The organism is Rhodococcus sp. BP-241 (genome assembly GCF_019836145.1).
GTDB lineage: Bacteria > Actinomycetota > Actinomycetes > Mycobacteriales > Mycobacteriaceae > Rhodococcoides.
Window position 1 is genome coordinate 1 of sequence record NZ_JABUEI010000010.1, and the last position, 18,762, is coordinate 18,762.

Sequence of the window (18,762 nt, forward strand, 5' to 3'; positions counted from 1 at the left end):
CACAGAGTTTCGGTGGCCATAGCGGAGGGGAAACGCCCGGACCCATTCCGAACCCGGAAGCTAAGCCCTCCAGCGCCGATGGTACTGCACCCGACAGGGTGTGGGAGAGTAGGACACCGCCGAACAACCCTTCCCAGAAAGCCCCCCGACCACCGGTCGGGGGGCTTTCTGCATTCACGGGTATCGGTGTCCGGACACAGTCCGATCAAGCAGAGTCCCGTCGTACGCGCGCCGGGATAGTCTCGTATCCACCATGCCGCAGAAACCACGACGCTCGATATCGCCTCTGGGCTCCCCGCTGCTCGGGCACACCGAGGAATCACCGCGTCGCCGGCGTATCCGGGTGCAGATTCTGCTCACCGTCTTCCTGCTGGGCGCCAACGCGATCGGCGCCGTGATCGTGGGTGCACTCATCAGCGTGGTCGTGCCGGGGCCGGACGTCGTCACGCCCCGTGAGTACTGGTGGGTGAACTTCATCCTCATCCCGTGCTACCTCGTGGTCGCGTTCCTCATCGGAGTGGGGTGGGGAACCAAGCGCACCGTCAAGGGACTGCGCTGGGCCATCGAGGACCGCGTGCCCACCCGCAAGGAACAGAAGCGCACGCTGGCGATGCCGTGGCGGCTCACCCGGTTGCAGATCGGTCTCTGGATCGGCGGGCTCGTCATCGTCACGACGGCCGACGGCATCATCGATCCCAACTCCATCCCCAAGGTCGCGTTCACCATCGCGTTCGGTGGTGCGACCGTCTGCGCGTTCAGCTACCTGCTGACGGAGTTCGCTCTGCGCCCGGCGGCGGCGCGTGCTCTCGAGGCCGGCGATCTCCGCCGTATCCGTATCGCCGGGGTGATGGGGCGCTCCATCCTCTCGTGGCTCCTGGGTACCGGCGTCCCAGTGGCGGGACTCATGGTCATCGCCATCGCCTCGTTCATCCGCGATGACACCACCGCCGACCAGTTCGCAGTCGCCATCCTCGCGCTCGGCGGCATCACGTTCCTGTTCGGCTTCGCGCTGACGCTGCTCGGCGGTCTGGCGACGACGGCGCCCATCGACAACGTGCGCTCGGCGATGGTCGAGATCGAACGCGGCAACCTCGACGCACGGGTGTCCGTCTACGACGGCACCGAGCTCGGCGAACTGCAGAGCGGCTTCAACCGCATGGCCGAGGGCCTCGCCGAGCGGGACAAGATCCGGGACCTGTTCGGTCGCCATGTCGGCATGGAGGTCGCCGAGGCCGCGCTGAAGAGCAATCCCGAGCTCGGCGGCGAGGAGCGCGACATCGCCGTCTTCTTCATCGACCTGATCGGATCCACGGAGCTGGCTGCCTCCCAGCCCCCGGCGCAGGTGGTGGATCTGTTGAACCGCTTCTTCGACGTGGTGGTCGACGAGGTGGACAAGCATCACGGTTTCGTCAACAAGTTCGAGGGCGATGCGGCGCTCGCCATCTTCGGTGCTCCCGGCGATCTCGACGATCACTGCGGGGAGGCCCTCAGCGCGGCTCGCGCCATCATGCGGCGACTCGAGAACGAGGTCCCGGACTGCCAGGCAGCCATCGGTATCGCGTCCGGGCGAGCCGTCGCGGGCAACATCGGTGCGAAGCAACGATTCGAGTACACGGTCATCGGAGATCCGGTGAACGAGGCGGCCCGGTTGTCCGAGCTCGCCAAGTCTGCGGACGGGCGTCTGGTGGCGTCGGCACGCACGGTGGAGCACGCCCACAATCAGTCGAGTGACGAGTGGTCGTTCGGCAAGAGCGTGACGTTGCGGGGGCGGTCGGAGGAGACGCAGCTCGCGACCCCTGCCTGACGGCGGCCCACACGGTCGATAGGGTGGCCCGGTGCGTCTGGTCATTGCTCGGTGTCAGGTCGATTACGTCGGCCGGTTGACGGCCCATCTGCCGTGGGCGAAGCGTCTGCTGCTCGTCAAGTCCGACGGATCGGTGAGCGTCCACGCGGACGATCGGGCGTACAAGCCGCTCAACTGGATGACGCCGCCGTGCTGGCTGGTCGAGAACCCTGCAGAGGCTCTCCCTGCCGACGGCGACGTCGTGCCCGCGGACCGACAGCTGTGGGTCGTGACCAACAAGGCCGGCGAGGAACTGCGCATCACGATCGAGGACATCGAACTCGACAGCAGCCACGAGCTGGGTGTCGATCCGGGTCTGACCAAGGACGGCGTCGAGTCCCATCTGCAGGAACTGCTCGCCGAGCACGTGCACACGCTCGGTGACGGGTACACCCTGGTACGCCGGGAGTACCCGACGGCGATCGGACCCGTGGACCTTCTGTGCCGCGCCGACGACGGTGCGACGGTCGCGGTGGAGATCAAGCGTCGAGGAGACATCGACGGTGTCGAGCAGTTGACTCGCTATCTCGAACTCCTGAACCGTGATCCACTGCTGGCTCCGGTGCGGGGCGTGTTCGCGGCCCAGCAGATCAAGCCGCAGGCGAAGACGCTCGCGGAGGATCGCGGGATTCGTTGCCTCACACTGGACTACGACTCGCTCCGCGGAATCGAATCGTCCGCGTTCACGCTCTTCTGACGCGGTCGCCTACCATCGGTCGAGTGCCGAGACGCAACAACCAACGAGCCGGCCGGTCGGGCCGACCGGGGCGACCCGCGCCGACGTTCGGTGACGCCACGGCGCGAGTGGAGCGCGGCCCGTCCTTCGACGGCGACGAGGAGTACGTCGTGCGCCCGATTCCCGGCGCTCGTGCGACCAAGACCTACCGGTGCCCCGGCTGCGACCACGAGATCATGCCCGGTGTGGCGCACGTGGTCGTCTGGCCCGCCGAGAAACTCGGCGGACCCGACGACAGGCGGCACTGGCACACCGGATGCTGGTCCGGCCGCGGCACCCGCGGGCTCACCCGCAGGTGGTCCTGACTCTCAGGACTGGGTCGAGCTCGACTGGCCGTTCGAGGAGCGCTCGGTCGACGTCTCGACCGGTGCCTCGTCGAGGAGTGACTCGTCGATCTCGAGATCGTCCGGCGCCAACGGTGCGTCGAGCAGTTCGCTCTCCCGGTTGACCGAGGCGAGCATGGCCGGCACGGAATCGAGTTGGCCGCGGATGCCGAGCAGCTGAGCGAGCACCCGGCCACGCAGGACTCGCAGTTCCTCGGCGAGCTCCTTGGCGTGAGCGATGCGGCGCTCCGACTGCTCGGTGGCGGCCTGGAGCCGACGCTTGGCCTCGGCGGTGGCATCGGCGAGCCGACGATCCGCCTCGGCCTTGGAGTCGGCTTCGAGCTCGTCGACGGCGTTCATCACCTTGGTGCGGCGATCGGCCATCGTGATCTCGAAGTCCTCCTGCACCGCGGCGCGCTTCTTCTCGGCCTCGGCGGCGAGGCGATCACGCTCGGCCTGCGCCTCCTCGACGATGCGGGCGGCGGCTGTGCGTGCCTCGGCCATGGTCTGCTCGTGCTCGGTCTCGAGTGCGGACCGTCGGTCCTTCAGCTCGGCCACCAGGCCCTCGTACTCGCCGCGCATGCGGGTGGCGTCCTGCTCGGCCACGGACACGAGTTCGGCAGCGTCGGCCTCGGCCTTGGCGCGCACCTCGGACGCCTCGTCCGAGGCGAGTCGCAGCATGCGAGAGATGCGATCGCTCATGCCCTCGGCGGTGGTCGGGGGGACCGACAGCCGATCGATGTCCTTACGGAGATCGTCGATCTCGTCGCGGGCGTCCTCGAGCTGGACCGCGAGATCGCGGGCCTGCGCGGCCGCCGCGTCGCGATCGGTCGCGATGACGCGGAGCTCGGCATCGAACCGCTCGAAGTACCGCTGGACCTCGTCCTTGTCGTACCCCTTGCGGACCACGCTGAAGGGCAGGGAGCTGCTACCGCTGACGTTCTCTGGTGCCATGCGGACAACCTACCGTCACGCGCCCCGTTTCGGCCGTCGGGTGCTGATCACGACGGGTCCCGGGGAGGGGTCAGCTCGCGGCGGGCTCGACCAGCTCGACGAGGACGCCGCCGGCGTCCTTGGGGTGCACGAAATTGATCCGGGAATCGGCGGTACCGCGGCGGGGAGCGTCGTACAGCAACCGGGCACCACGCTCGCGGAGGAACGCTGCGGTCTCCTCGACGTCGCGGACGCGGAAGGCGAGCTGCTGCAGGCCGGGACCGTTCCGGTCGAGGAACTTGGCGATGGTCGACGTCTCGTCGAGGGGAGCGAGGAGCTGGATCTGCGCGGCGCCGTCGGCGGCACCGGGAACGGAGATCATCGCCTCGACGACACCCTGGCTCTCGTTGACCTCGCGGTGGGTCACCGTCATCCCGAAGTGGTCCCGGTAGAACTCGAGGGCGACGTCGAGGTCGGCCACTGCGATCCCCACGTGGTCGATGGCCGTCACGAGGCCTGCCGTCACCGCGTCCGCGGTCGCCGTCGTGTGCTCGTCGGTGGTCGTCATACTTTGACGTTAGACCTTTTTTCCGGCAGTTCGGGCGTGGTCTGGGTCACAATCGATCGACGGCATCTCTGGACGACCGCCAACTCTGTGTGGCCAAGGCGACGCCGCCGATGGTCGAGGACCGTTCACCGACTGCGGCAGAATGGACACATGGCCGACAACCAGCTCTCCAGCACCGCACCTGCCGCGTCCTCCACGGTCTCGCAGCCGCCGATCGTGCGGTGGTTCCGCGTCGTGGCGGTCGCGGAAGCCGTCACTTGGGTCGCGCTGCTCATCGGCATGGCTGTCAAGTACGTCCCCGACCCCAACATCGACAGTGGTGTCCGGATCCCGGGCATGCTGCACGGCGCGGTCTTCGTCCTGTACCTCGTGATCACCGTGCTGACCGCCCTCGCGTTGCGGTGGAGCAAGGGCGTCACGGTGCTCGCACTCCTCGCGAGCATCCCGCCCTTCGGCACCATCGTCTTCGAGGTGTGGGCGTCGAGGACCGGACGTCTGGTTCGATCGGCCGGAGCCGCATCGCCGCGGGCCGCGGCGGAGTGACAAAATAACCTCGTGACTCGACCCGGATCTCGCCCACCAGTACGTCCGTCGGCCGCGGCAGCCGCCGCCATGTCCGGCGCGGTCGACCTCTCGGCGCTCAAGGCCAAGGCGCAGGCCGCGTCCGCGCCGCCGTCTCCCACCGCCGCCAACGGTCTCGCGGTCTCCGTCACGGTGACGGAGGTGGACTTCGAGGCCGAGGTGTTGGTGCGCTCGAGCCAGGTCCCCGTGATCGTCAATCTGCTGTCGCCGCGCTCCCCGCAGTCGCTGCAGCTGACGCAGTCCCTCGAGGCCCTCGCGGTCGAGGGTGACGGCGCCTGGGTGCTCGCCAACGTCGACGTCGACGTCAATCCGCGCATCGCGCAGGCCTTCGGCGTGCAGGCCGTTCCCACGCTGGTCGCCGTCGCAGCAGGCCAGCCCCTCGCGGATCTGCAGGGCCTGCAGCCCGAGGAGAGCCTGCGTGAGTGGTTGGCGGCCATCGCCCGCGCCGTCGAGGGGAAGCTGACCGGTGTCCCGAACGCCGACGAACCGGCCCCCGAGCCCGAGGACCCGCGCTTCGACGCAGCCGAGGCCGCGCTCGCCGAGGGTGACCTCGCGGGTGCCGAGGCGGCCTTCCAGGAGATCGTCGACGCCGAGCCGGCCAACAAGCAGGCATTGAACGGCGTGCGTCAGGTCCGATTCCTGGCACGCGTCCAGGGGCTGCCGGACGACATCGTCGAGCAGGCCGACGCGGCGCCGGACGACGTCGATCTCGGTCTCCAGGCGGCCGACGCGTTGCTGTATCAGCAGCGGACCGAGGACTCGTTCGCTCGTGTCGTGGAGCTGGTCCGGCGCACGCGTGAGGACGATCGCGCCCGTGCTCGCGCCCGGTTGCTCGAGTTGTTCGAGCTCTTCGACCCGGCGGATCCGCTGGTGGTCACCGCTCGACGCAAGCTGGCGTCCGCCCTCTACTAGGAGTAGCGGCCGTCGCACGCCTCCCGGCCACCCAGCACGCCCCAGCGGAACGCGTCGACGCGCGCGAAGCCGCTGGGGACCGTGCGACCGTCCACGTCACTCGCGGCGAGCCCGTCCGACAACAGACCCGACACCGCCTCGTCGAGGTCGCCCGGTGACAGTGTCACCGTCGACCTCTGCGCCGCGTCCGTGTCGGAGGGACTCAGTGCTGCGGTGACCACTCCCGACAGGCACGCCGACCGGAGCGCGGCTCGGGCGTCCGTCAGGCCCTGGCCGGCCTCGTTCTGCACGGCCAGCACGTACCGGGAGACGAAGAGGACATAGGCGCCGTAGTCACCGGTGACGTCGAGCGGCACGATGTCGTCCTCGCTCACCTCGGTGGGACGTCCGCGATCGGCCAGCGCGTCGACCGAGATACCGATCGTGTTGGTGGAGGGGCAATAGGAGACCGGTTCGGTGGTGAGCGCGTCCGCGCACCCGGTGTCGGCGCCGGAGTAGTCGACCGTCGGGGGATCCGTGGTGGGCATCACCTGTTCGAACGTCGCGGCGAACTGCTCGAGCGAGTCCTGCGTGACGGGGAGCTCGCCGGTGTCGAGAGGGCTGTCGAACTGTTGGGGAAGGGTCGAGCGCCGCGACTCGACCTCCTTCTCGTCGATGCGCGTGCAGGCCCCGGCGCCGTCGGTGAAGCCGATCTGGGCGGCGGTGACTCGTTCGAACGCGGAGCCGTGCACCGAGTCGGGATCACCGGGGTCGACGTCGCGGACGGCCACGGTGGCCGCGAGGACGTCGTTCAACCCGTCCGAGGTGTCGAGCGTGAAGTGGGTCGAGTCGCCCTCGGCGACATGGCGCATGAAGGCGCCCGCGAAGCAGTCTGCCTGTTGCTCGGCGACGATGGTCGGGTCGTCGTCCCCGACGAGGCCGGACTGCGTCTGCACGGCATGGCCGTACTCGTGGGCGAGCACCATGACCACCGACATGGGTCCGAACGCGTCGATCATGGCCGGCATGAGCAGCCCGCGGTCCCAGCCGATGCTGTCGTCGAGCGAGCAGTATCCGGCGTTGGCGAGTCCGTCCGTCGGTTCGCTGCAGAAGAGCGGACCCTCGCCGGCGTCGGCTGTGGCATCCCAGGACACCAGTGACCGGACGGGCTGGAAGGACCCGCGGAACAGCGTCGAGTACGTGGTGCGCCAGAACTTCTGGATGTCGTCCACGGCGTCCGTCGCCAGCAGGTCGACGTCGGTTCCGGCGGCGCCGTCGACGTTGAGCTGGGCATGGGAGACACCGGGTCTGGGGCCGGACGGGCCGTCCGTGACGGGGAGACCGGCGACGGTGAAGGGATCGTCGTAGATGGAGACGGGGGAGCCCGTCACCACCGCGCCACATGATGTGAGCACGGTGGTGACGGCGAGTGCGAGGAGGCTCGCGGACCAGCCGAACCGGACGCGGGCCCCGCGCATCATCTCTCCAGTCTGAGCCAGATCGCTCCGTAGGGCGGAAGGGCGACCCGAGCGGATGCCGGACGACCGTGCCACGAGTGCTCGGTCGCGGTGACCTCACCGAGGTTGCCCACACCCGAACCGCCGTAGACCTCCGCGTCGGTGTTGAGGATCTCGACCCACCGGCCCGGCTCGGGTAATCCAACACGATAATCGCCGTGCGGGGAACCGGAGAAGTTGAACAGGCAGGCCGTGACGGAGCCGTCGTCGCCGAAGCGCAGGAAGCTCAGCACGTTGTTCGCGGTGTCGTTGGCGTCGATCCACGAGAAGCCGCTGGGCGAGCCGTCCTGTGTCCAGAACTCCGGGCCTGCGACGTAGGTGCGGTTGAGGTCGCCGACCAGGTGCTGCACACCGCGGTGCAGCGAGCCGCTTCCCTCCTCGCCGATCTCCCACCAGTCGAGACCGCGCTCGTCGGACCACTCGGCGGTCTGGCCGAACTCCTGGCCCATGAACAGCAGTTGCTTGCCGGGATGCGCCCACATGTAGGCGAGCATGCCGCGCAGACCCGCGGCCTTCGCCCAGTCGTCACCCGGCATGCGGGACCAGAGCGTGCCCTTCCCGTGCACGACCTCGTCGTGGCTGATGGGCAGCACGAAGTTCTCGCTCCAGGCGTAGACCAGGGAGAACGTGACCTCGTGGTGGTGGTACGCGCGGTGGATCGGATCGCGCCCGATGTACCCGAGCGTGTCGTGCATCCAGCCCATGTTCCACTTCATGGAGAAGCCGAGGCCGCCCACGCTGGTGGGACGCGTGACGCCGGGCCACGAGGTCGACTCCTCGGCCACGGTGACGACGCCGCGGTGCAGCTTGTGCACGGTCGCGTTCATCTCCTGCAGGAACGCCACGGCCTCGAGATTCTCGCGACCGCCGTAGATGTTGGGGCTCCACCCACCCTCGGGGCGCGAGTAGTCCAGGTAGAGCATCGACGCGACCGCGTCGACGCGGAGCCCGTCGATGTGGAACTCCTCGATCCAGTACAGCGCGTTGGCGACGAGGAAGTTGCGCACCTCGGTACGACCGAAGTCGAAGACGTAGGTGCCCCAGTCCAACTGCTCGCCGCGCTGCGGGTCGCCGTGCTCGTAGAGCGGGGAGCCGTCGAACCGCGCGAGGGCCCAGTCGTCCTTGGGGAAGTGCGCCGGGACCCAGTCGACGATGACACCGATGCCGTCACGGTGCAGGAGGTCGACGAAGGCGCGGAAGTCGTCGGGGGTGCCGAAGCGCGACGTCGGTGCGTAGTACGAGGTGACCTGATATCCCCACGATCCACCGAAGGGGTGTTCGGCGACGGGCAGCAGCTCGACGTGGGTGAAGCCGGTCTCGCGTACGTGAGCCGAGAGCTGTTCCGCCAGTTCGCGATAGTTCAGTCCGGGGCGCCAGGAGGCGAGATGCACCTCGTACACGCTCATCGGCGCCCGGTGCGGTTCCAGCTCGGCGCGGGCGGTGATCCAGTCACCGTCCGACCACTCGTACGACGACTGGTTCACGACCGACGCCGTCGACGGCGGGACCTCGGTGGCGAAGGCCATCGGGTCGGCCTTGTCCTTCACCGAGCCGTCCTTGCCGTGCACCCGGAACTTGTACAGCGTGCCGGCGCCGATGTCGGGGACGAACAGCTCCCACACACCGGTGGTGCCGAGCACGCGCATCGGCCAGGTCTGTCCGCCCCAGCCGTCGAACTCGCCGACGACGGTGACGCCGACGGCGCCCGGGGCCCACACCGCGAACGAGGTGCCGTTCACGGGTCCGTCGGGCGTGGTGTAGCTCTGCAGATGCGCTCCGAGGATGTCCCAGAGTCGTTCGTGGCGCCCCTCTCCGAAGAGATGGAGATCGAGCTCGCCGAGGGTCGGCAGGAAGCGGTAGCCGTCGGCGACGGTCACCTGGTGACCGCCCGGGTACTCGACGCGGAGCCGGTAGTCCGCGAGGTCCTCCACCGGCACCAGGGCCGAGAACACACCGTGCGCGACGTGTGTGAGCTCGTGGTCCTTCCCGCCGATGACCGCGGTGACGCTGAGAGCGTTGGGACGCAACGCCCGGATGGCGGTGCCGCCCGGCATGGGGTGCGCGCCGAGAACGGAGTGGGGGTCGTGGTGCTGCCCGCGGGCGAGCAGCGAGAGGTCGTGATCACCGGGAGCGGCGAGGGTGTCCGTGCTCGCGCCGGGGGTGGTGCGTTCCGTCATGAGATCTCCTTCCGGAAGGCGAGTTCGGTGCGGGCGGGGAACGGGACGGGCGGCAGCGCCAGGATGTGGGCGACCGACCGCCACGGCTCGAGCTTGACGTAGTTGGCCTGGCCCCACTGGAACTGCTGACCGCTGACCTCGTCGGTGACCGTCAGGTGCTCCTGCCAGTCGCGGCCGATCTGCGGCATGTCGAGCCAGACGGTGCCTTCCTCGGCGCCGAACGGGTTCAGGTTGATCACGACCAGCACCGCGTCACCGGTCACCGCGTCGAACTTCGAGTAGGCGATGATCGCGTCGTTGTCGACGTGGTGGAAGTGGATGTTGCGCAACTGCTGCAACGCCGGGTGCGCCTTGCGGACGGCGTTGAGCATGGTCAACCACGGCTCGAGCGATTCGCCGCGAGCCCGTGCGCCTTCGAAGTCGCGGGGGCGCAACTCGAATTTCTCCGTGTCGAGGTACTCCTCGCTGCCCTCGCGCACCGGAACGTGTTCGTAGAGTTCGTATCCCGAGTACACGCCCCACGTGGGGGACAGGGTGGCGGCGAGAGCGGCACGCAGCGCGAACATGCCGGGGCCGCCCTTCTGCAGGCTCTCGTGGAGGATGTCCGGCGTGTTGACGAACAGGTTGGGTCGACCCAGATCGGCCTTGGCGGCGATCTCCTGTCCGAACTCCGTGAGCTCCCACTTGGCCGTGCGCCACGTGAAGTACGTGTAGGACTGCGTGAAACCGCGTCGCGCGAGACCGTAGAGCCGCGCGGGACGCGTGAACGCCTCGGCGAGGAAGAGCACGTCGGGGTGCGTCTTCTTGACCTCGGCGATGAGCCACTCCCAGAAGTCCGGTGGCTTGGTGTGCGGATTGTCGACCCGGAAGATCTTGACTCCCTGGCTGATCCAGAACTTGACGACGCGCAGCACCTCCGCGTAGATGCCCTTGCGATCGTTGTCGAAGTTGACCGGGTAGATGTCCTGGTACTTCTTGGGCGGGTTCTCCGCGTAGGCGATGGTGCCGTCGGGGAGCACGGTGAACCAGTCGGGATGTGCGGCGGCCCAGGGGTGGTCCGGGGCGCACTGCAGGGCGAGGTCCAGGGCGATCTCGAGGCCGAGCTTGCGCGCGGCCGTGACGAGTGCGCGGAACTCCTTGACCGTCCCCAGCTCGGGATGCACCGCGTCGTGGCCGCCCTCGGACGAGCCGATGGCCCACGGCGAGCCCACGTCGGTGGGTCCCGGAGTCAGAGTGTTGTTGCGGCCCTTGCGATTCACCTTGCCGATCGGATGGATCGGCGGGAAGTAGACGACGTCGAAGCCCATGGCCGCCACGCGGGGGAGCGCGCCGATGGTGGTCTCGAACGTGCCGTGGCGAGGAGTGCCGTCCTCGTTCCAGCCGCCCGTGGAGCGGGGGAAGAGCTCGTACCACGATCCGACGAGTGCCTCGCGGCGGTCGACCCAGACGTTGATCGCCTCGCCGCGCGTCACCAGCTCGCGCAGCGGCGTCTCGTGCAGGATCTCGCGCACCTCGGGCGTGAACGCCGGTGCGACGCGTGACGGCAGCGGTGCGTCGCTCCGCAGCGCCGTCACGACGTTCTCGAGCAGTGGCTTCTCCGAGCGACCGACGTTCTTCGCGGCGCGTTCGAACAGGCGTGCGCCGGTCTCGAGATCGTTGGCCAGTTCGGCCGGCCCCTGGCCCACGCCGAGTTTCGCCTCGACCGCATGCATCCAGGTGGCGATCGGATCACCCCAGCCCTCGATGCGGGCGATCCAGAAGCCTTCGGCGTCGGGAGTGAACACACCGTGGAAGATGTCCGGCTGCTCGCCGGGGACCATCGGGATGTGGACCGACTTGCCCTGGCCGGGCCCGCGAACCGCCAACGTCGCGTTGACGGCGTCGTGCCCCTCGCGCCACACCGCGGCCGTGATCGGGAATGTCTCTCCCACAACGGCCTTGGCGGGATACTTACCGGACGATGTGTTGGGTAGTACGTCGTCGATGCCGATACGGCCTGTCACCGAAGCCCCTTTTCTGCTGGTTGTCGCAGTTCTGTCGATGTCGGGTTGTCGGGCTGAGCTCGAAGTCAACCGTAGACGAGATGCCCCGGTCTTTCTCGAAACCGACCGAGAGCACCGACGCGACCTGCGGACGAGGCACGCGGCAGTCTCGGACGCCACCGGGAGAAGTACCCGAACGGCTCCTCGGCAAACGCGGAACCACGGTGCGCGGCGGTCGCCCGCAGTAGTCTTCGGAATCGTGAAAGCACTCCGCAGATTCACCGTCCGCGCGCAGCTCCCGGCCCGACTCTCCGGACTCGCCGAACTGTCCGTCAACCTGCGATGGTCGTGGCATCCGCCGACCCTGGAGCTGTTCGAGAGCATCGATCCGGACCTGTGGGTCAGTGGTGACCGCGATCCGGTGCGCATCCTCGGCGAGGTGCGCTCGTCCCGCCTCGAGGACCTGGCGAACGACGACGCGTTCGTCCAGCGCGTGGATGATCTCGTCGCCGATCTGCACCTCTACCTGGCGCAACCCCGATGGTTCCAGCAGCAGGTCGACTCCGGTGCGGATCTGCCGGTGGGCATCGCGTACTTCTCGATGGAGTTCGGCGTCTCCGAGGTGCTGCCCAACTACTCCGGTGGTCTCGGCATCCTCGCCGGCGATCACCTCAAGGCCGCGTCCGATCTGGGGTTGCCCCTCATCGGCGTGGGCCTGCTGTACCGCTCCGGGTACTTCCGCCAGTCGCTGACGGCCGACGGCTGGCAGGCCGAGCGGTATCCGTCCCTCGACCCGCAGGGTCTGCCGCTGCGACTGCTCATCGACGAGTCCGATTCCCCGGTGCTCGTCCACGTCGCGATGCCGGGCGACCGCGTGCTGCGCGCGCGTATCTGGATCGCCCAGGTCGGACGCATCCCGCTGCTGCTGCTGGACTCCGACATCGCCGACAACGATCCCGAGCTGCGCGGCGTGACCGATCGCCTCTACGGCGGCGATCAGGACCACCGGGTGAAGCAGGAGATCCTGGCCGGGGTCGGCGGCGTCCGCGCCGTGCGCGCCTACACCGAGTACCACTCGCTTCCCGCGCCCAGCGTCTTCCACATGAACGAGGGCCACGCCGGCTTCCTCGGTCTCGAGCGCATCCGTGAACTGCACGCGGGCGGGCTGGACTTCGATTCCGCGCTCGCCGCGGTGCGAGCGTCCACCGTCTTCACGACGCACACTCCCGTGCCCGCCGGTATCGACCGCTTCCCCGCGGATCTGGTGCGCCTCTACTTCGGCGACGGCACGGCGGAGTCGTCGCTGCTGCCCGGCATCGAGATGGAACGCATCCTCGAACTCGGCCGCGAGAGCGACCCCGCGGTGTTCAACATGGCCCACATGGGGCTGCGGTCGGCGCAGCGCGCGAACGGAGTCTCCAAGCTCCACGGCATCGTCAGTCGCGGCATGTTCGACGAACTCTGGCCCGGATTCGACGCGTCCGACGTCCCCATCGGCTCGGTCACCAACGGCGTGCACGCACCGACGTGGGCGTCGCAGCGGTGGCTCGACCTCGCGGCGCGCACGGTGGGAACCCGCACGATGGAGGAGGCGCAGGGCTGGGAGCAGCTGGCCGAGGTCTCCGCATCGGACCTGTGGGAGACGCGTTCGGCGCTGCGGTCCGATCTGGTCGCGGAAGTGCGCCGCCGCGTGCGCCACTCGGCCCTCGAGCGCGGGTCCACCGACGCCGAACTCGCGTGGACGGACGACGTGTTCGACACGTCGGTGCTCACGGTCGGATTCGCGCGCCGTGTCCCCACCTACAAGCGACTGACGTTGATGCTGCGGCAACCGGAGCGCCTGCGCGCCATGCTGCTCGATCCGGTCCGCCCGGTACAGCTGGTGGTGGCCGGCAAGTCGCACCCCGCGGACGACGGTGGCAAGGCCCTGATTCAGCAGATCGTGCGATTCGCCGATCAGCACGACGTTCGGCACCGTATCGTCTTCCTGCCCGACTACGACATGTCGATGGCCCGCTACCTCTACTGGGGATGCGACGTCTGGCTCAACAACCCGTTGCGGCCGCTCGAGGCGTGCGGCACCTCGGGCATGAAGTCCGCTCTCAACGGTGGACTGAACCTCTCCATCCGGGACGGATGGTGGGACGAGATGTACGACGGGGAGAACGGCTGGGCCATTCCCACCGCCGACGGCGTCGTCGACGAGAACCGCCGCGACGATCTCGAGGCCGCGGCGCTGTACGAGTTGCTCGAGAAGTCGGTGCTCCCCAAGTTCTACGACCGGGGCGACGACGGGTTGCCGGCGCGCTGGGTCGAGATGGTGCGGCACACCCTCACGGTCACGGGCCCGAAGGTGTTGGCGTCCAGGATGGTTCGCGACTACACGCAGCAGTACTACGGTCCCGCCACCCGGGCGGGTGCGGCGGCGATCTCCGACGACTACGCCGGTGCGAAGGCCATGGCCGACTATCGGCGCCGCGTCGATTCGGCGTGGCCCGCGGTCACGGTGACCGACGTCGAGGCGGACGGGCTGCCGGACACCCCGGTGCTGGGTTCGACACTCACCCTGTCCGCGACGGTGGGGCTCGGCGGACTCGGCCCGTCGGACGTGTCCGTGCAGGCCGTGTTCGGCCACGTCGATCAGGACGAGCAGCTCGGCGACGTCGTGACGGTCCCGATGCTGCACCAGGGATCGGCCGCGGGCGGCGAGCGGTTCCTCGCCGACACGACGCTGCCGCTCTCCGGGTCGGTCGGATACACGGTGCGGGTCCTGCCGCACCATCCGCTGCTCGCGGGAGACGCCGAGCTCGGTCGGGTCGCGGGTCCGTCCCCGATGTAGGTCCCTCCAGGTTCAGGTCTGGGTGGCGGTGAGGCGCGTCAGCGCCTTGCGCACGATCTCCGGGTCCGTCGTCTCCCAGAACGGTGGGAGCGACGCCCGGAGGTAGCCGCCGTATCGCGCCGTGGCCAGTCGGGAGTCGAGCACCGCGACGACGCCCTTGTCGTCGACGCTGCGGAGCAGTCGGCCGACACCCTGGGCCAGCAGTAGCGCCGCGTGGTTCGCGGCGACGGCGAGGAACCCGTTGCCTCCGCGCGACTCGACGGCGCGCTGCCGCGCCACCAGCAGCGGATCGTCGGGTCGCGGGAACGGGATGCGGTCGACGATCACGAGGGTCAGTGACCGACCGGGGACGTCGACGCCCTGCCACAGGGAGAGCGTGCCGAACAGTGACGTGGCCTCGTCCTGCGCGAAGCGCTCGACCAGGGCGCCGGTGGCATCGTCGCCCTGGCACAGCACGGGGGTGTCCAGCCGTTCGCGCATCTCGGCCGCCGCGGCCTTCGCCGCCCGCATCGACGAGAACAGTCCCAGAGTGCGGCCACCCGCGGCGCGCACGAGCCCCGCGATCTCGTCGAGCTGACTCGGCGACGTACCGTCGCGCCCCGGTGCGGTGAGGTGCTTGGCGATGTAGAGGATGCCGGCCCTGCCGTGGTCGAACGGCGATCCGACGTCGAGCGAGTTCCACCGGAACGTGTCCGCGTCGGACGGTGCCTCGGTGCCGGTCGCGAGGGCCGCGTCGACGCGGGTGGGGTTGGCGGCCGGCAGACCCCAGTTGACGGCGAGACCGTCGAACGAGCCGCCCACGGTGAGCGTCGCGGAGGTGAGGACCACGGTCGACTCCGCGAACAGCCGGGTCCGGAGCAGTCCGCCGACGGACAGCGGTGCCACCCGAACCACCCGCTTCACGACGCCGCGGAACTCGTCGACGGCCAACCACACCACGTCCCGCCGCTTCGCGGGATCGCTCTCCTCGTACGTCTCGAGAATGCGCACCGCGGTGTCGTGCACGTCGTCGATGGCGGCGAGAGCCGCGGTCCGCGCGGCCGCCGCGTCGGGGTCCGCGGCGGCGCCGCCCTGCTTGGCCGGCCCGATGGCCGTGCGCACGGCCCACGCGGCGTCGCGGATGCTCGCGATCGTCTGGGACGCGCCGGGGGGCAACTCCTCCCAGCGTCCGCCCTCGAGTTCGTCGAGCAACGCGGCGAAACCCTCTGCCGCGCCGGCCAGTCGGTCGAGAATCTCGTCCTCCACGAGCTTCCCGCAGCGACGCATGGCGGCGCCGACCGCGGTCGCGGACATCTCCGCCGTCGCCGCGGACGTCACCCGGTCCACGAGCTCGTGCGCCTCGTCCACCACGACGACGTCGTGTTCGGGCAGCACCGAGATGCCGGTGATCGCGTCGATGGCGAGCATCGCGTGATTGGTGACGACGACGTCGGCGCGCGCCGCGTCCACCCGGGCGAGCTCGGCGAAGCAGTCCTCGCCGTAGGGGCAGCGCGACTTCCCCAGACACTCGCGGGAGGTCACGCTCATCTGCCGCCAGGCCTGATCGGACACGCCCGGGTTCAGCTCGTCGCGGTCACCGGTCTCGGTGTCCGAGGACCACTCGGTGATGCGCTTGACCTCACGGCCGAGCCGCGACACGGCGAAGGCGTCGAACAGCTCCTCCTCCGGAGCGTCGGACGGTGCGCCGTGCAGTTTGTTGAGGCACAGGTAGTTGCCGCGGCCTTTGAGGATCGCGAATGTCGGTTCGTGCGCGAGGGCCGTGGTGAGAGCCTTCGACAGACGCGGCAGGTCGCGGTCGACCAGCTGACGCTGCAGCGCGATGGTCGCGGTGGACACGACGACGGTCTTCCCCGACGTCACCGCGTGCCGCAGCGACGGAACCAGGTAGGCGAGCGACTTGCCGGTGCCGGTGCCCGCCTGCACCGCGAGGTGCTCGCCGGTGTCGATGCTGTGCGCGACGGCCGAGGCCATGGTGAGCTGGGCCGTGCGCTCGGTGCCGCCGAGCGCCGTCACCGCGGTGCTGAGCAGACTCGGAACGGTGGGCAACTCGGACTTCGACTTCGGCGGCACCGTGCGAGGTTACGCCGGTGTGCCGACGCGTCGGGCTCTCGGTCAGCGGTCGGCGTGTACACCCTCGTCGGCCAGTTCGGCGAGAACTGCCGGCACCGTCGTGGGGCTCACCGCGGCGCAGTAGTCCAGCAGCACCGTCGTCTCGAAGCCGGCGCGCGCGGCGTCGCGGGCCGTGGCGCGGACGCAGTGATCGGTGGCCAGGCCGACGACGTGGACGGCGTCGATGTTCCGAGCGCGGAGCCACTCCGCGAGGCCTGTGCCGGACTCGTCGGCACCCTCGAAACCGGAGTAGGCCGCGTCGTACTCGCCCTTCGAGAAGACCGCCTCGATCGGGGTGAGGTCGAGATCGGGGTGGAAGTCGCAGCCGGGTGTGCCGACGACGCAGTGCCGCGGCCAGCTGTCGACGTAGTCCGGGGTCTCGGAGAAGTGGGCGCCGGGGTCGATGTGGTGATCACGTGTCGCGACGACGGCGTCGTAGCTCGCGCCTGCGACGAGCGTGCTGACGGCGGCGGCGACTCGCGCCCCGCCTTCGACGGCCAGCGAGCCGCCCTCACAGAAATCGTTCTGGACGTCGACGACGACGAGTGCGGTGGCCACGGTCAGGAGAATACCGTCGGCACGGCCGGATCTCCCTGGGACAGACCGAGTCCCTCCCAGGGCAGTGATCGCAGGCCCTCCGCGACCAGCGTGCGTGCGTCCTCGACCGTGGCGGTGTGCACGATCTCGCCGCCGCGCACCATGGGTACGGACAGCTCCCGCACCGTGTACGGATCGGTCGCGGGCAACGGCGCGCCGGCCTTCGTCACCAGCTCCTCGACGACGGTGCCCGTGCTGCGGGCCAGGCGGACGGCGCGCTTGCGTCCACCGCGCGACTCCTTGTGCGAACTGCGCTTGGCCACGGGGATGCCGTCGACCTCGACCAGTTTGTAGACCATGCCGGCGGTCGGTGCGCCCGATCCCGTGACGACGGACGTGCCGACGCCGTAGGTGTCCACGGGCTCGGCCCGCAGCGAGGCGATGGCGTACTCGTCCAGATCGCCCGAGACGACGATGCGGGTGCGCGTGGCGCCGAGGTCGTCGAGCTGCCGACGGACCTGCCGCGCCAGGACACCGAGATCGCCCGAGTCGATGCGCACGCCGCCGAGCTCGGGCCCGGCCACCTCGATGGCCGTCGCGACGCCGGCGGTGATGTCGTAGGTGTCCACCAACAGCGTGGTGCCCACACCGAGGGCGGCGATCTGCGAGCGGAACGCCGCGGCCTCGTCCGGCCCGTCGACGCCCGTGTGCAGCAGCGTGAAGGCGTGCGCACTGGTTCCGGCGCCCGGAATGCCGTGGCGGCGGACCGCTTCGAGGTTGGACGTGGCCGCGAAACCGCAGATGTACGCGACGCGCGACGAGGCCACCGCCGCTTCCTCGTGGGCGCGTCGAGAACCCATCTCGATGAGCGGCCGGCCGTCGGACGCGGAGACCATGCGGGTGGCCGCGGCGGCGATGGCGCTGTCGTGGTTGTAGATCGACAGTGCGAGCGTCTCGAGGATCACGCACTCGGCGAAGGTGCCGCGCACGGACAGGACGGGGGAGCCGGGGAAGAACAATTCGCCCTCGCGGTAACCGTCGATGTCTCCGCCGAACCGGTAGCTCCGGAGCCAGTCGAGGGTGTCCGCCTCGAGGAACGACAACGACGCGAGTTCGTCCTCGCCGAAGCGGAAGTCGCGCAGAGCATCGAGGAAGCGGCCCGTGCCTGCGACGACGCCGTACCGCCGCCCGTCGGGAAGCCGCCGGGCGAACACCTCGAAGGTGCAGGCGCGATGCGCCGAACCGTCGCGGAGGGCGGCCGACAGCATGGTCAGCTCGTACTGATCGGTGAACAGCGCAGTGGAGGTCACCACTGCACCATAGAGCGGTCACCGTGTCACGGGGCGACCGATGTACGCCGTATCCTGGGCGGCATGGCTTCGGATCTCACCGCGACACTTCCGCAGGCCACGCCCGACGAGGCTGTGGAGGTGTCCGAGGACACCGCGACGGACACACCCTGGGTCACCATCGTCTGGGACGACCCGGTCAACCTGATGCACTACGTCACCTACGTCTTCCAGAAGCTGTTCGGCTACAGCAAGGACAAGGCGACGGAGCTGATGATGCAGGTGCACTCGGAAGGCAAGGCGGTCGTCACGAGCGGGCCCCGCGACAAGATGGAGATCGACGTGCAGAAGCTGCACGCGGCGGGCCTGTGGGCCACCATGCAGCACGACGTCTGACTCTCGAACACTCGTCTCACCCACTCTGGAAGGACCGTCG

General features: G+C 69.1%; 15 protein-coding genes and 1 rRNA gene. 8 read left to right on the top strand and 8 right to left on the bottom strand.

Features of this window, described 5'->3' with window-relative positions; all coding sequences use genetic code 11:
• Nucleotides 1-8: 8 nt before the first annotated feature.
• From rrf to HQ308_RS17985, 4 genes are all read left to right on the top strand, one after another.
• A 5S ribosomal RNA gene (gene rrf, locus HQ308_RS17970) occupies nt 9-125 on the top strand.
• A 128-nt stretch (nt 126-253) separates the two neighbouring features.
• Nucleotides 254-1,804 (top strand): adenylate/guanylate cyclase domain-containing protein, encoded by a 1,551-nt coding sequence (locus HQ308_RS17975; protein WP_027505474.1) that lies wholly within the window; start codon nt 254-256, stop codon nt 1,802-1,804.
• 31 nt (nt 1,805-1,835) lie between these two features.
• Nucleotides 1,836-2,540, top strand: coding sequence for an endonuclease NucS (gene nucS, locus HQ308_RS17980; RefSeq protein WP_222647412.1), 705 nt, complete (start codon nt 1,836-1,838; stop codon nt 2,538-2,540).
• A 23-nt stretch (nt 2,541-2,563) separates the two neighbouring features.
• Nucleotides 2,564-2,884 carry an ATP/GTP-binding protein gene (locus HQ308_RS17985; protein ID WP_082544702.1) on the top strand — a complete coding sequence of 107 codons (321 nt, stop codon included), beginning with the start codon at nt 2,564-2,566 and terminating at the stop codon, nt 2,882-2,884.
• Between the two features lie 3 nt (nt 2,885-2,887).
• Here HQ308_RS17985 and HQ308_RS17990 read toward each other — a convergent pair whose 3' ends face one another.
• Together HQ308_RS17990 and mce are read right to left on the bottom strand one after the other, a co-directional pair.
• On the bottom strand, nt 2,888-3,856 hold the full coding sequence (locus HQ308_RS17990) for a hypothetical protein (protein ID WP_222647413.1): 969 nt from the start codon (nt 3,854-3,856) through the stop codon (nt 2,888-2,890).
• A 70-nt stretch (nt 3,857-3,926) separates the two neighbouring features.
• Complete coding sequence (mce, locus tag HQ308_RS17995; protein ID WP_027505478.1) at nt 3,927-4,403, bottom strand: methylmalonyl-CoA epimerase; 477 nt, start codon at nt 4,401-4,403, stop codon at nt 3,927-3,929.
• A 150-nt stretch (nt 4,404-4,553) separates the two neighbouring features.
• Between mce and HQ308_RS18000 the strand changes: the two genes are divergently transcribed.
• Both HQ308_RS18000 and HQ308_RS18005 read left to right on the top strand, forming a co-directional pair.
• Entirely contained in the window at nt 4,554-4,946 is a 393-nt protein-coding gene (locus HQ308_RS18000; RefSeq protein ID WP_082544701.1) for a DUF3817 domain-containing protein, read from the top strand.
• 69 nt (nt 4,947-5,015) lie between these two features.
• Nucleotides 5,016-5,897, top strand: a complete 882-nt coding sequence (locus HQ308_RS18005) for a tetratricopeptide repeat protein (protein ID WP_056448951.1) — start codon at nt 5,016-5,018, stop codon at nt 5,895-5,897.
• Here HQ308_RS18005 and HQ308_RS18010 read toward each other — a convergent pair.
• Genes HQ308_RS18010 through HQ308_RS18020 form a run of 3 tightly spaced genes read right to left on the bottom strand, consistent with a single transcriptional unit; the run spans nt 5,894 to nt 11,573 of the window.
• On the bottom strand, nt 5,894-7,357 hold the full coding sequence (locus HQ308_RS18010) for a metallopeptidase (protein ID WP_261776288.1): 1,464 nt from the start codon (nt 7,355-7,357) through the stop codon (nt 5,894-5,896). The genes HQ308_RS18005 and HQ308_RS18010 overlap by 4 nt on opposite strands.
• The gene (gene glgB / locus HQ308_RS18015) at nt 7,354-9,570 is read right to left on the bottom strand and encodes a 1,4-alpha-glucan branching protein GlgB (RefSeq protein ID WP_222647414.1); all 2,217 of its coding nucleotides are present in this window, start codon (nt 9,568-9,570) and stop codon (nt 7,354-7,356) included. The genes HQ308_RS18010 and glgB overlap by 4 nt, the downstream gene beginning before the upstream one ends.
• Nucleotides 9,567-11,573, bottom strand: coding sequence for a maltotransferase domain-containing protein (locus HQ308_RS18020; protein ID WP_056448945.1), 2,007 nt, complete (start codon nt 11,571-11,573; stop codon nt 9,567-9,569). The genes glgB and HQ308_RS18020 overlap by 4 nt, the downstream gene beginning before the upstream one ends.
• 238 nt (nt 11,574-11,811) lie before the next feature.
• Here HQ308_RS18020 and glgP point away from each other — a divergent pair, with 238 nt between their 5' ends.
• Nucleotides 11,812-14,391 (top strand): alpha-glucan family phosphorylase, encoded by a 2,580-nt coding sequence (gene glgP, locus HQ308_RS18025; RefSeq protein WP_222647415.1) that lies wholly within the window; start codon nt 11,812-11,814, stop codon nt 14,389-14,391.
• A 12-nt stretch (nt 14,392-14,403) separates the two neighbouring features.
• Here glgP and HQ308_RS18030 read toward each other — a convergent pair whose 3' ends face one another.
• Genes HQ308_RS18030 through HQ308_RS18040 form a run of 3 tightly spaced genes read right to left on the bottom strand, consistent with a single transcriptional unit; the run spans nt 14,404 to nt 18,350 of the window.
• Complete coding sequence (locus HQ308_RS18030) at nt 14,404-16,461, bottom strand: ATP-dependent DNA helicase (RefSeq protein ID WP_308115421.1); 2,058 nt, start codon at nt 16,459-16,461, stop codon at nt 14,404-14,406.
• A gap of 42 nt (nt 16,462-16,503) precedes the next feature.
• Nucleotides 16,504-17,058, bottom strand: a complete 555-nt coding sequence (locus HQ308_RS18035) for an isochorismatase family protein (protein ID WP_056448937.1) — start codon at nt 17,056-17,058, stop codon at nt 16,504-16,506.
• 2 nt (nt 17,059-17,060) lie between these two features.
• Nucleotides 17,061-18,350, bottom strand: coding sequence for a nicotinate phosphoribosyltransferase (locus tag HQ308_RS18040; RefSeq protein WP_308115420.1), 1,290 nt, complete (start codon nt 18,348-18,350; stop codon nt 17,061-17,063).
• 60 nt (nt 18,351-18,410) lie between these two features.
• Between HQ308_RS18040 and clpS the strand changes: the two genes are divergently transcribed.
• Nucleotides 18,411-18,722 (top strand): ATP-dependent Clp protease adapter ClpS, encoded by a 312-nt coding sequence (clpS, locus tag HQ308_RS18045; protein WP_222647416.1) that lies wholly within the window; start codon nt 18,411-18,413, stop codon nt 18,720-18,722.
• Nucleotides 18,723-18,762: the final 40 nt, after the last annotated feature.

Bases quoted from the DNA above. Each gene is read 5' to 3' on its own strand.
- HQ308_RS17975 (WP_027505474.1), top strand. From the start codon at position 254: ATGCCGCAGAAACCACGACGCTCGATATCGCCTCTGGGCTCCCCGCTG.
- HQ308_RS18005 (WP_056448951.1), top strand. From the start codon at position 5,016: ATGTCCGGCGCGGTCGACCTCTCGGCGCTCAAGGCCAAGGCGCAGGCC.
- HQ308_RS18010 (WP_261776288.1), bottom strand. From the start codon at position 7,357: ATGATGCGCGGGGCCCGCGTCCGGTTCGGCTGGTCCGCGAGCCTCCTC.
- glgB (WP_222647414.1), bottom strand. From the start codon at position 9,570: ATGACGGAACGCACCACCCCCGGCGCGAGCACGGACACCCTCGCCGCT.
- HQ308_RS18000 (WP_082544701.1), top strand. From the start codon at position 4,554: ATGGCCGACAACCAGCTCTCCAGCACCGCACCTGCCGCGTCCTCCACG.
- clpS (WP_222647416.1), top strand. From the start codon at position 18,411: ATGGCTTCGGATCTCACCGCGACACTTCCGCAGGCCACGCCCGACGAG.
- mce (WP_027505478.1), bottom strand. From the start codon at position 4,403: ATGACGACCACCGACGAGCACACGACGGCGACCGCGGACGCGGTGACG.
- HQ308_RS17990 (WP_222647413.1), bottom strand. From the start codon at position 3,856: ATGGCACCAGAGAACGTCAGCGGTAGCAGCTCCCTGCCCTTCAGCGTG.